Below are 12744 nucleotides of genomic sequence, written 5' to 3'. Positions count from 1 at the left end.
GAGTATGTCAATCAGACATACTCTTTTAAAGTATTTACTAATAAGGAAAATAAACCTATCCTAAACCATTTTAAATGACTGAAAATCGGCTCATTACTCTTTTAACTGACTTTGGCTTAAAGGATGTGTATGTGGGTGTCATGAAAGGCGTCATTGCTGGAATCAACCCGCATTTGACTGTTGTAGATTTGACCCATGAAATCCCACCGCAAAATATTGCAGGAGCCAGATTTAACCTGATGAATGCCTATTCCTACTTTCCAGTTGGGACAGTGCACATTGCGGTGGTCGATCCGGGGGTGGGGAGTCAACGCCGAGGAATTGCGCTCCAAATCGAGCAGAGTTTCTTGGTGGGGCCGGATAATGGATTGTTTAGTGGCGTTTTGCATCAATCGAGAGTCTTAGCCGCTGTTGAACTCACCAATCCCAACTACTGGCGGACACCGACACCTAGCACCACGTTTCACGGTCGAGATATCTTTGCACCCGTGGGTGCTCATCTGGCGAGTGGTGTCCCAATCGAACAACTGGGAGAAAGCTTTGACCCCAAAACACTCACGGCACTAGCGATTGGTGATCGCATCCCAACAAGTTCTGGTATCGTGGGTTGCATTCAATATATCGACCACTTCGGCAACCTCATCACCAATATTTCGGCGGCGGAGGTTCAGGAAAAAACCTGGGCTGTTCTCGTGGGTGATGCTTGTACACCCACACTGGGCGATCGCCGGATCGAGAGTAGCCAAACTTATAGCGATCGCCCGGTTGGAGAAGTTGTTACCCTGATAGGCAGTCACGGTTGGGTAGAAATTGCCGTTAATGGCGGCAGTGCTCAGCAAGCGTTAAACATGGATGTCGGTTCACCCGTGGAAGTAGTGGTGAGCCTAGAAATGAAAGGTTAAAGTTGAAGAAATAGCAAAATCGATGTTAAAACCGGGACAATATTCAGGTTTTGTCGATATAGCTACTCCAAAGGCGTTCCGTATTGAGGTGAAAGGATAAGTTATGGGGTTACAACAGGCGTTGGAACCAGAGGTTTATCAGGGTCAATTCGGGGAATTTACGATTAATCAGGGCGATCGCACGGGTGTTATCGTCTACCGTAGCAGTTTGCTCACAGCTGCGTTGAGTTTCGCTCTAGGGAGTGGACTGGTTTTAGCATGGGGTGACACTCTCACTGTTTGGACTGAGGTGATGGCCTGTTATGCCGTGTTTTGGTTAGCCTTAGGGGTGAGTTTGGTCACCATTCATATTTACCTAGTACCCTTGCACCGACTCTTACAAATTTTTTGGGCGATTGGTGGCATTGCCTCAATGGTGATAGCACTCTCGACGCGTGAACCCTTTGCCGTATTTGTTTACAACCATCCCATAGCCATTTTTGGCGTTGGTTTTACCTTTGCAGCCTTAACAGGAATCTATTTTAAGGAAGCATTTTGCTTCAACCGCTTTGAAACTAAGTTCCTCACACCCTTAGTGCCTATCCTTTTATTAGGCCATCTCGCGGGTGTCCTGCCCAGCACTTGGGAACAGAGTTTCTTAGCCATCTGGGCTGTTTTGTTTATGGTGTTTGCACTGCGTAAGCTGGTACAACCCATTGCCTCCGATATTGGGGATAAGTCGGTTTTTGCCTATCTCCAAGAAAAGCGTGCTGCTCATTCATAAATTCAGCAGGAGGACTTATGAGCTTGCGGGGGAAAGTAGCGATTGTTACGGGAGGTGGGCAGGGAATTGGCAAGGCGATCGCTAAACAATTTTTAGAAAAGGGACTCTCTGTCGTTATTGCTGACATTGATGAACAAGCCGGACGAGAAACCGAGGAAGAATACAAGCCGCTCGGCTCTATCCGGTTTATTTTTACTGATGTTGCTAATGAAGAATCCGTTAAGAATTTAATTCGAGAAACTGTAAATAGTTTTGCCAAAATAGACGTATTAGTTAATAATGCGGCACGGTCTAACCCTGAAAATCATCCAATAACGGAACTAAGTTTAGAAGATTGGCATCATATCCTGTCTATTAATTTGACTGGGGCATTTTTGTGTACTAAATATTCTGTTCCTTATTTGAGAAACAATCAAGGCACAATTATTAATATTGCCTCGACAAGAGCGTTAATGTCAGAAGCGAACACAGAAGCTTATTCAGCATCTAAAGGAGGAATTGTAGCTTTAACTCACGCCTTAGCAATTAGCTTAGGCCCAGACATCCGGGTGAATTGCATCAGTCCGGGCTGGATCGAAGTGAGGGAGTGGAAAAAACAAGCCATTAGACAGAAGCCGCAACTTACGGAACAAGAGCATCAACAGCATCCTGTTGGACGAGTTGGTAAACCAGAAGATATTGCTTCATTCGTGATTTATCTAACCTCTCCTGAAGCCAGTTTTATTACAGGAGAAAATTTTGTCATTGATGGTGGCCTGACAAAAAAAATGATTTATCTGTAAGGGGTTTGTGCTTGGGGGCGAACCGCTAATTTTTCTAATAAGTTTTCAGTTTAGGCTCGATTGTGCAGAGCGCGGATAGGCTTAAAGAGCCGCAAATCAAGAGCATTCTATCCTTCGATATCAATAGTGTTTGTTGTTAGTGACGCGCAGTAATTTTGCTAAGTATTTTTTCCACAGCCCAGGGTGAAGTCATCTACCTCTTCCGTATGGCTCAGCTTGCTCAGGCAACTATAAAACACATTTTTTAATCCCAAACTAAAACTCAAAAACTTTAAGCCTGAGTGTGTATCAATCTGTTGGCCTATAAACTGTCAACCTAGACATTTCCTGCCTCTTTATAAAAACATTACGCGTGTCTAATCCTGAATTTGAGGAGACACTCTCAGCGAACACTCCCGATCACAGATAGCGCTACTCCAAAACAAATTATTAGAAAATTATCATGGGGATCTTAATCATCACGAGTTATCTGATAGCCGGACTTTCTTCTGTGTTGCTGCCTCCTCCCCAGTTGTTCCCACTAGAAATGCCTCAACAAAATTTCCGGATCTCCGCCCATCCGGCTGGTTTTACGCCGAAAGACACTGGAGATTCGGGGCCATCACTAGGGACTTTAATTGAACGTGAATGTCGGAACGTTCCCAGTGGCATTGGTGTTCCAGCATTTCAGCCAGGAATCGAGAGAAAAGATGTTTTGCGAATGTTGGGTACCCCGACTAAAACATCACACGGATACTGGCCTAATACCCGTGCTGTCTCTTATGAATTAATCCCCGAACAAATCAGCTTAGGATTTTTGTTTGACAAAAAATCTGAACGGATTCGTCAAACGGAAGCCTCTTTTACATCTGAAGTAGATATTCAACTGATATCGATGACATTAAATGGAATGTTAGGCTGCAAGCTCAATCAAGAAATCCAGCAAGGATTACAACAAGTACAGCAGAGAGTGTCTCAACAGTACTCGTTTACCCTCAATTCTCTCAAGGGTGTGATTCAATGGCAAAAAGGCGATCGACTCTACATCGGAATTTGGGATTCTGGCTTACACTAAGCTGATGATTTGGAATGGAGATCGGAATGGCTAATGTGTAGGGAGAACGCCAACAGTCTAAAAAGAATTTTTCGGATAGGCTCTCAAGCCAACGGAATAAACTCTTAGCGATAGAGTCATTTCTGATAAAATTATTGATTCCTGAATGCTCTTAATTATGCGTTTAATCCAGCGGAGAGAAGTCTGGGTACCAACAAGCCAGGGATGGTTATTCATCCTTGGGTGTGTCATGGCTTTAATGCTGTTTATAGCTAATCATATCCATAGTTTCCTGGCTCCTAATTATCCCATTAAGGGTGATGTTTTAGTTGTAGAAGGTTGGATAGGAGACTATGCCCTAGAAAGCGCGATGCAGGAATTTAAACGAGGAGGATATCAAAAACTGATTACTACAGGAAACCCGTTAGAACAAGGATACCATTTGTCCGAATATAAGACGACTGCCGAACTTGCAGCCGCCACATTGATTGCACTAGGATTCGCTCCAGATCAATTAATTGCTGTTCCAGCACCTAAAGTGATGAGAGATCGTACCGCCGCCTCTGCCGTTGCCCTGCGTGAATGGATCAGCCAGTCAAATTTAAAGATAAAATCCATGAATCTTTATTCCAGTGATGTCCATGCCCGCAGGAGTTGGCTAATGTTCAAGCAAGCCCTTGCTCCCAAAATTCAAGTCGGCGTGATTAGCGTAGACTCAGATAGTTACAATCCAAAACAATGGTGGATATATAGTGCAGGAGTGCGGTCTATTATTTCTGAAGCCATTGCTTATCTCTATGCCCGTCTTGTGAGTTGGAACGCTTAAAAGAAGAGACAGGCTTGAGGCACACTTAAAAGGATGGCTGTAGCTGCTGGTGCATCAACAGGGGGAAATGAAGTGGAAGAACGTACCTACTGGCTAGGTTGGGCACAGGTTAAGGGTGTGGGGCCAGTGTTGCTCCGGCGTCTACAACAACATTTTGGTACACTGGCAGAGGCTTGGAACGCGAATGCTACCCAGTTGCAACAAGTAGAAGGTTTTGGGTATCAGTTGGCTGGGACGGTAGTGACGGCGCGATCGCAAATTAATCCGGAACAGCTCGTAGAACAGCATACCGCCAAAAATCCCCAGTTCTGGACACCGGCTGACACCGACTATCCCCGCTTACTGCTAGAGATTCCCACCCCACCCCCAGTTTTGTACTATCGAGGGCAGGTGCAATCCCAGGAAAATCATGGGATAAAGCCGATGGTAGGCATTGTTGGCACCCGCGAACCCACAGAGTACGGTAAACGCTGGACGCGGAAAATGAGTACCGCTCTGGCTCGGCATGGTTTTACCGTTGTTTCCGGCATGGCAGCAGGAATTGATACAGAAGCACATGGCGGCTGTTTGCAGGCGGGCGGACGGACATGGGCTGTTTTGGGAACCGGTGTTGATCTGATTTATCCCCCACGCAACCGCAATCTTTACGAACAAATTCAGCCGCAGGGATTAGTGTTAAGTGAATATCCCGCCGGAACTCAGCCCAATCGCGCTCACTTTCCCCAGCGCAATCGCATTATTGCAGGTTTGTGTCGCGCCATTCTGGTGATGGAAGCCCCCACTAAGTCTGGGGCACTGATTACGGCGTATCAAGCCAATGAGTTTTGTCGGGATGTTTATGTGTTGCCAGGGCGACTGGATGATGAGCAGTCCAAAGGGTGCTTGGGGCTATTGAGTCGAGGTGCCCATGTGATTTTAAATGAAGGTCATTTGTTGGAAATGTTGGGAGCCATCCCAGAACTTGACTCTGTAACGCAGTTACCTCTGTTTGCCCAAGAGCCACCTCAACCTGTCCCTCAGTTGGAGCCAGAATTGGCTAAGGTGTTGCAAACGTTAACACCTGAACCGACTCCTTTTGATTCAATTGTGCAGCAAGCCGGTTTGGCAGCGGGTTCTGTTTCTAGCGCCCTGTTGCAGTTAGAACTCATGGGACTGGCGTCTCAGTTGCCAGGGATGCGCTATCGACGGAGTTGAAACGATAGCGGTTCTCGGTTGTATAGCTGACATCTTGCACCCCCCCAGCCTGCCTTGTTAAGGGGGGAGCTATCAGAGAATATGTATCAAACTCAAATCCAGTTGGTATCAGGAGATTTAGATCTCAACGCCCCAGCCGCCGCAACCACCGCCACAGTTTCAAGGCGAACTCTTCCAACCAAAGCATAGAGCGGTCTAACCACCCTAACAGTCGTTCTAAGGGGTGCTTGACGTATCCGGTGGGAGTTGCTTTCGTTTCAATCCAATCGGGTGAGGGTTCAATCCCAGTATCTTGAGCAGGGGTCGAAGGATTTGCGATCGCTGTACTCTCTGTCTGACGCGACGATACACCACTGGGACGGCGGGAAGCCACGTCAACAGAAGAGGGCGTTTTAGGTTGTTTGGTCGGAGTACTGCCTTTGCCTTCTGTCGGAATTGCCAAAGGTGATGTCTTTTGAGCGGCTGTCAGTTTGCCAGCCTGGGGAACCGAGGGATCTGGTTCGACAGTCGGCCTTTTCCTACCCGGTGCAGAACGCTTGCTGAGAGCTGAATTAGGATTCACAAAGCGCTTGAGGTTATCCCAAACAGAATTTCTGGGTTGGATGGGCATCTTACTATTGAACCCTTCAGGCAGTTGATTTGGGGATTTTGGATTTGGGTTTTGGGACTGTATCCCTTGACGAATAGCCTTAGATTGTGCTGTAGATTCAGGGGATTCTGGTTGACCAAATAGATCGCCCCAGGATAACCAAGGATCGGATTCCTCCGTATCAAAGAACTCGGAATTTTCACGACGCTGCGCTGGAGACAAGGAGGGAGAATTACGCCCCGAAAGTGGTGTTCTCCCCGGAGAATCTGTCCCCGATAAATCAGAGCCACGTCTGCCAAAAAAGTACTTGATCGCCGCGTGAATTAAGGTTTGAATTTGAAATGATTCATGTTGAGATGTCTCGGAAACCGAGGTTTGATCTTCAGGAGTGATGGATTGTGGTTGTTCCTGTTTGCTGAGTTTTTGAGAGCGATCGCGAAGCGTGAGGATACCCTCAGAAACGTTAGCCAAAGAAGAATTCCAGCGATCTTGTAAGGAATCTCGGAGTTGGACTAAATTTTCCGTTCCGGGTACAAGCTGGTGAGATTCCAGTTCAGCGATCGTGCGATCTAGGGAAGCTAAGGCTTTTGGGGGTACTCGCTGATTTGCGATCGCTGGGTTATTCAACCCTCTTAGTTGACGCCTGGGTTTTCGCGCTGGGCGAGTGGGTAAAATTTGACCGGAATCGAGAGCCTCTTCTCCAATTAAGGTAGATTCTTGGAAAAGATTGGCGGCGATCGCCACTGGACTGGTTTGCACCCATGCCATCACCTTCCAAAACAGCCTCACCGGCAGCAAAACACGAGGCTGATCCAAGCTGGAAAGCCGAGGTGCTGCATTTTTGAGCTTAGATGCTTGGACTAAACGCCGTTGACGCCATAAGTTCGCCACTTCCCAGCTCATCTTAGAGGCAAGTTTCTGCTGCTGCTGGGGCGTCAAAATATCCAGAATTTGATTTTCGATGGTAACGAGTACCAAGGAACGTGTTTCCAACAGACTCGCTACCCCCTGAATCTCATGACGGACTTCATTGGTTCGCGTTTGGGCAATCGTCCGCTCACTCCCAGTCTGCGGCGGCGCAAACTCCAACCGAGAGGGAGTCGTTAGTTGTCCGTTATCAGCCGTTTGCCCATCTAACGCCTGACCATTGTCCTCTACCCACAAATCTGGTTGTAACACCACTGAGCCAGATATTTCGGGAAGGGGCAAGGTCGTGACTTCACGGAGGACTCGTTGAATAGGGGTATCCGCTTGGGGTGCTGTCTCCTCGTGTTCTGGTTCTTTATGGGTCAATTCCTTTAATTTAGGCCATCCCGCTTCTGCCTCCGACGAGAGTTGACGACCTGCTGATAGACTGACTTGTGTCAGCAGGTAGGCCGGATAAAGCAGAATTTGCACTCCCCAGGTTGCTGCGACTTTAATCTGGCGTACCGCGCGATCGACTCGACCGCTCAAGCGAACGGATTGTCTGTTAAGAAAATTGAAAAATCGACTTTGGTAGCGACCAGGGGAATCGGAGGGCATGGTGGTTAGTTACTGAGTCTGCGAATAGCTGGCAAACTGGAGAGCCATTAACGTTAGAGCGCAAAAATCGGCAGTGGAAAATTATACTCAGTTGCAGCCTAACGTAAAATTTAACAAACCACAGAGGCACTCCAGCACGCTGAGGTAAGAGAAAGAGAGAGTGATACCTTTGAATGCAACTTGGTATCAACAATAGTAAGTGCCCTGATTTTATCGAAAAAGATGACTGACCCTGCGACCTCGTCAGAGCGAGGGCACAAAATTAATCAAGCCATTCTCCGGTTAAGTGCGCTAACTCAAGTGAATGTTCAGCCTCACTGGCGCTGCTGCCCTCAAGACCTTCCAGTAGCAATGGCTACTCATCCAGAACAGTGGAACGACTGGTCAACCGCTGAACTTAACCCCAAAGAATATATCGTCTGGTCAGCAGGACGGCAGGTGATGTGGTTGGGTCAACTCTTTGTCATTCCCCAAACTTTGCAGGGGTATCCTTTAGCGGGATTAGCCTTGCGACTCGCGTTGACTTGGTGGGCAGAAGATGCACAAATTTTCGTCAATGGTCAGTTAGTGCAAGAAGGAGATTTGTTTGATTCCTCTGCCAGAGTACTGCTGAGTGAGGCAGTGGTGCCAGGGGAAAAGATTTCGGTTGCCTTGCGACTGGTTAGTCCGGGGCATGATATTGGGGCATTAATGCGATCGCAGTGCGTATACGAAGTAAACTCGTACTGCGTGTACGAATCAACTAATTTTATAGACCCCGGTTTTGTGGCTGATGAATTAACTGTATTACAGAACTATTTAGAGGCTTTTGAGCCAGAGAAAATAGATAGACTTACCGCCGCTTTGGCTGAGATTAATTGGGGGGTAGTATCGCAGAAGGAAGAATTTGAGCGATCGCTCTCCACATTACGCCAAAATCTTCAATCCCAAATCCCAAATCCCAAATCTAAAATCCATTTATTGGGTCATGCTCACCTGGATTTGGCTTGGTTGTGGCCTGTCAGTGAAACTTGGGAAGTGGCGCAACGAACCTTTGAATCCGTATTAAAGCTACAACAAGAATTTCCTGACTTAACATTCTGCCACTCCACACCCGCCCTGTATGCCTGGATTGAACAGCATCGCCCTGATTTATTTGCCGCCATTAAACAACAAATCGCCGCAGGTCGTTGGGAAGTTGTGGGTGGGATGTGGGTCGAGCCAGAATTAAACTTAATTAACGGTGAATCGATTGTCCGACAAATCCTCTACGCCCAGCGTTACGTTCAGGAAAAATTCGGTCAATTAACAACCATTGCCTGGGTACCCGATAGCTTTGGGTTCTGTTGGCAGTTGCCGCAGATTCTGAAACAGGGAGGAATTGAATACTTTGTGACCCAAAAGCTGCATTGGAACGATACCACTAAGTTTCCCTACGGTGTATTCTGGTGGCGATCGCCGGATGGTAGCGAAATCTTCAGCCTCATGTCTCCCCCCAATACCACAGGCGTCATGGATACCAATCCCCTGACAATGGCATCCTACGCAATTAATTGGGAAACTCAGACTCATCTCAAAGACGCCTTCTGGCTACCTGGTGTGGGCGATCATGGGGGTGGCCCGACCCGTGATATGTTACAGGTCGCAAAGCGCTCTCTTGCATCTCCCTTCTTCCCCCGTCTGGAATTTACGACTGCTCACGCCTATTTGCAGCATATCAAGGCTCCGCTAGAAACAGAGCAAAACAACCGAACTTTAGGGGCGAGTTTCGCAGACGAATCTGTAGGAGAACCAACAACCTCTCCACAAAACCCGCCTGCTTCAGCCGTCCCAGAGAGGCCAGCCCCCATTCCGGTTTGGGATGATGAACTCTATCTAGAATTCCATCGCGGTTGCTACACCACCCACGCCGACCAAAAGCGCTGGAATCGTCGTTGTGAGGGGTTATTGTACCAAGCCGAACTCTTCGCTTCTCTGGCAACCCTCAGTAGTGGCACTGACTATCCCCACAATGAATTAGAAGACGCCTGGAAAAAGGTGTTATTTAACCAATTCCACGACATTTTGCCAGGGACATCGATTCCGGAAGTGTTTGTGGAGGCAAACACGGCTTGGCAAGAAGTGGAGCAAATGGGTTCAAAAATAGTGGAACAGTCGTTAAGAGCGATCGCATCCCAAATCGCCTTACCCCCACCCCCACAACCCAATGCCCAACCCATTATCGTCTTCAACCCTCTCAACTGGCAGCGTTCCGAACTAATTGCCCTTTCTCTGGAAGGGATTGGAGACTGGGGACAGCAGCAAGTTAGCCGTCAAAAGTCCAATTCCCCATCTTCTTCGCCGTCAACAGAAGCATCATGGGAAATATACGATTTTTCAGGACAAAGGCTTCCCTCCCAGCTAACGGAAGAATCAACACTGTTGTTTCTGGCAAGAGATATTCCTTCCATCGGGTATCGTGTGTTTTGGCTTTGCCCACTCGCAACTGGCAATTCCCAATTCCCAATCCCCAAATTTCCAGACGATTTTGTTTTAGAGAACGAATGGCTGAGGGTTGTGGTTGACCCCGATACGGGCGACTTAAGCAGCGTCTTCGACAAAAGCCACCAGCGAGAAGTCCTCAGTGGTGCAGGAAATCAGTTGCAAGCTTTCCAAGATAGCGGTCAATATTGGGACGCTTGGAACATTGACCCCAACTATGCTCAGCACCCCTTACCCCCAACCGAACTGAAATCAATTCAATGGATGGAACGAGGAGAGTTGCGATCGCGTTTGCGGGTTGTGCGCCAACTCGGACAATCCCAGTTTTGTCAGGATTATATCCTTGATACTGAATTACCCCTGCTTAAAATTGCGACAACTGTAGACTGGCAGGAACGCCATGTCTTAGTCAAAGCCGCTTTCCCCTTGAACTTGGAAGCGAACTATGGCACTTATGAAATTCCCTGTGGTGCTATCGAACGTCCCACTCGTCCCCAAACTCCCGCAGAGGAAGCAAAATGGGAAGTTTCGGCTTTGCATTGGGCAGACCTTGGGGATACAGCATACGGCGTTAGTTTACTGAATGATTGTAAATACGGCTACGATGCCCAAGCTGGTCAATTACGCCTGACGTTACTCCGAAGTCCCTGCTGGCCTGACTCTGAAGCCGACCGAGGCATCCATCAATTCACTTATGCGCTCTACCCTCACAGTAGCAGTTGGCAGTCAGCGGGTACGGTTCAACGAGGTTATGAGCTCAATATGCCGCTGATAGTCCTCAATAACTCTCCTGTAGGGATATGTAGCCATAGACCTCTACAACCGATGGGTCGATTGTTAGATTTGCAATCTCCCAATCTGGTCTTGATGGCTTTTAAGCAATCAGAACACACCTCTAATCAATGGATTGTGCGGTGTTATGAAGGTGAAGGCAAATCAGCCGAGTTATCGTTCACAAGTGATTTAGATTTAGCGATCGCACACCCTGTGGATTTATTAGAACGACCCATTCAGACTTGTGAACCGTTGTCAAGTGGGCAAACTTTTAAAATATCTGCCTGGAAAATTGCCACGTTTTCCGTGATGCCTACCTCAAATCACCACGTCGGGTGAGACAACTCTCAGACAACAATAGATTTCCCGATTCCCGTGATTATCCTAAAACCTGAAACGGCTTGAGCCATCGCTCAAGCCGATGGAGTCCTTCCCTGAACTCTGAATGTTTTCAACCATGACGCTGCTTCCCTACAACAGCTTAGGAAGGTATCAGTCTTCGTGATCTTCAAACGGATCGTTCAATTGGGCAGAAGGGGGTCCAAAAGCAGTGTAGATTGAGAAGACAGTAACAGCGAGAACAAACACGCCGATTGAAATGCTAAGAACTATTGCGGGCTCCATAGATTAGATAAATTATGAGAGTTATACCTTTATAATATTACGGAACATTACAAAAAATCTATTGAGATCGATCATAGGTGACACATGGCACAACGGACGCGGTTAGGAGATGTTCTCAAGCCCCTGAACTCGGAGTATGGTAAAGTGGCTCCAGGATGGGGAACGACGCCATTGATGGCAGTCTTCATGCTGTTATTTTTCGTTTTTTTACTGATTATTTTGCAGCTCTACAACTCTTCCCTGTTGCTTGAGGGCATTAATGTCGATTGGAGAAGCTTAGGCCAGTAGTCGGCTGCTCTAACAGTTCAATCAATCCTTCACTTCCCGGCTAGTCCGGGTTTTTTTAGTGACTGAGGGTCGAGGGGCTAGTGCTGGCTGGTAAAAGTTTGTAAGCCCTCTGGGGGAGTGGAGCCGGAGCCTAAGTGAGGATGGGATAGATAGGTGCTGGTCAGTTATTTTACCTAGGTACACTAAGCAAGGAAGAGTGGAGAAATTAAGCCTCCCTCTAATCCACTCTCTGGATCAAGCGCCGAGCCAACGATGGCTAACAGCGAGATTGTGAAATCTTTATATGCTTTGCTGGCTCTAGGCATTAGAGTCTATTTTGTAGGTATAGACGAACTCCACTGAAAGCCTCTCAAGCATGACAAGCATGAGAGCCGTGGCTGGTACCAAAGGCTGAAGACTGGAATTTAAAGAATTGTATTGTTAAGGAGCTCATTACATGAACGTTTTTGGTATTGGTCTGCCGGAAATGGCGCTGATTCTGGTCATCGCCCTCTTGGTATTTGGCCCCAAGAAGTTACCAGAAATAGGTCGCAGTCTAGGTAAGGCCATTCGGGGCTTTCAAGATGCATCTAGGGAATTTGAATCTGAATTTAAGCGTGAGGCTGAACAAATTGAGCAAGCCGCGAGGATACCAACACTTCCTGAGTCTGGGGAAGTCGCGGTGAAGGAAGCTGCCACAGCGGAGTCTAACAATCAAACGACTACTTCCTCTCAGCAAAATTAGGACATCCAAGGCTTGCTTGCTTGTCGCCCGCAGACGCGGGCATGAATCGTTGTGGCAGTTGGTGTAAGAGTTTCGTCAATCTGTGGTACTAGCAAATTCTGCTTTTTTGAAGCCTTCATTGGCTTGCCAACTGCACAGGTAAATGCAATAGTCGGGGCACCCTGTTCAACCCGCTTTTGCCAGACACACCGACTCGAAAAATGGTCAAACACCCTGTCGTTGGTTGTTGAAAGTCACCTGTAATTTGACGCCAAACCTCAT

12 protein-coding genes are annotated in these 12744 nt (G+C 47.5%); 9 read left to right on the top strand and 3 right to left on the bottom strand.

The window, feature by feature from the left end:
• The first annotated feature begins 74 nt into the window (after positions 1-74).
• The 6 genes from NDI48_02790 to dprA all read left to right on the top strand — a co-directional run bounded on the left by NDI48_02790 (position 75) and on the right by dprA (position 5500).
• A complete protein-coding gene (locus tag NDI48_02790; GenBank protein ID MEP0830129.1) occupies positions 75-902 on the top strand; it encodes an SAM-dependent chlorinase/fluorinase in 828 nt (275 codons plus the stop codon).
• Positions 903-1005: 103 nt separating this feature from the next.
• A complete protein-coding gene (locus NDI48_02785) occupies positions 1006-1665 on the top strand; it encodes a DUF2301 domain-containing membrane protein (GenBank protein MEP0830128.1) in 660 nt (219 codons plus the stop codon).
• A 17-nt stretch (positions 1666-1682) separates the two neighbouring features.
• Entirely contained in the window at positions 1683-2447 is a 765-nt protein-coding gene (locus tag NDI48_02780) for a glucose 1-dehydrogenase (GenBank protein MEP0830127.1), read from the top strand.
• A 442-nt stretch (positions 2448-2889) separates the two neighbouring features.
• The gene (locus NDI48_02775; protein MEP0830126.1) at positions 2890-3501 is read left to right on the top strand and encodes a hypothetical protein; all 612 of its coding nucleotides are present in this window, start codon (positions 2890-2892) and stop codon (positions 3499-3501) included.
• 157 nt (positions 3502-3658) lie between these two features.
• Entirely contained in the window at positions 3659-4306 is a 648-nt protein-coding gene (locus tag NDI48_02770; GenBank protein MEP0830125.1) for a YdcF family protein, read from the top strand.
• Positions 4307-4339: 33 nt separating this feature from the next.
• Positions 4340-5500, top strand: coding sequence for a DNA-processing protein DprA (dprA, locus tag NDI48_02765; protein MEP0830124.1), 1161 nt, complete (start codon positions 4340-4342; stop codon positions 5498-5500).
• A gap of 124 nt (positions 5501-5624) precedes the next feature.
• Here the strand turns inward: dprA and NDI48_02760 are convergent, their stop codons facing one another.
• Positions 5625-7613, bottom strand: coding sequence for a hypothetical protein (locus tag NDI48_02760; protein ID MEP0830123.1), 1989 nt, complete (start codon positions 7611-7613; stop codon positions 5625-5627).
• A gap of 222 nt (positions 7614-7835) precedes the next feature.
• Here NDI48_02760 and NDI48_02755 point away from each other — a divergent pair, with 222 nt between their 5' ends.
• Positions 7836-11186, top strand: a complete 3351-nt coding sequence (locus NDI48_02755) for an alpha-mannosidase (GenBank protein MEP0830122.1) — start codon at positions 7836-7838, stop codon at positions 11184-11186.
• A 153-nt stretch (positions 11187-11339) separates the two neighbouring features.
• Here the strand turns inward: NDI48_02755 and psbN are convergent, their stop codons facing one another.
• Entirely contained in the window at positions 11340-11471 is a 132-nt protein-coding gene (gene psbN / locus NDI48_02750; GenBank protein ID MEP0830121.1) for a photosystem II reaction center protein PsbN, read from the bottom strand.
• An 84-nt stretch (positions 11472-11555) separates the two neighbouring features.
• On the opposite strand from psbN, the gene psbH reads away from it, so the two are divergent.
• On the top strand, positions 11556-11759 hold the full coding sequence (gene psbH / locus NDI48_02745) for a photosystem II reaction center protein PsbH (protein MEP0830120.1): 204 nt from the start codon (positions 11556-11558) through the stop codon (positions 11757-11759).
• 436 nt (positions 11760-12195) lie between these two features.
• On the top strand, positions 12196-12483 hold the full coding sequence (locus NDI48_02740) for a TatA/E family twin arginine-targeting protein translocase (GenBank protein ID MEP0830119.1): 288 nt from the start codon (positions 12196-12198) through the stop codon (positions 12481-12483).
• Here the strand turns inward: NDI48_02740 and NDI48_02735 are convergent.
• The gene (locus NDI48_02735; GenBank protein MEP0830118.1) at positions 12480-12695 is read right to left on the bottom strand and encodes a hypothetical protein; all 216 of its coding nucleotides are present in this window, start codon (positions 12693-12695) and stop codon (positions 12480-12482) included. The genes NDI48_02740 and NDI48_02735 overlap by 4 nt on opposite strands.
• Between the last annotated feature and the right edge of the window lie 49 nt (positions 12696-12744).

The sequence above is a fragment of the Microcoleus sp. AS-A8 genome (genome assembly GCA_039962225.1).
GTDB lineage: Bacteria > Cyanobacteriota > Cyanobacteriia > Cyanobacteriales > Coleofasciculaceae > Allocoleopsis.
Note: the sequence above shows the minus strand (reverse complement) of the source record. Positions and strands in the feature narration are given on the sequence as shown.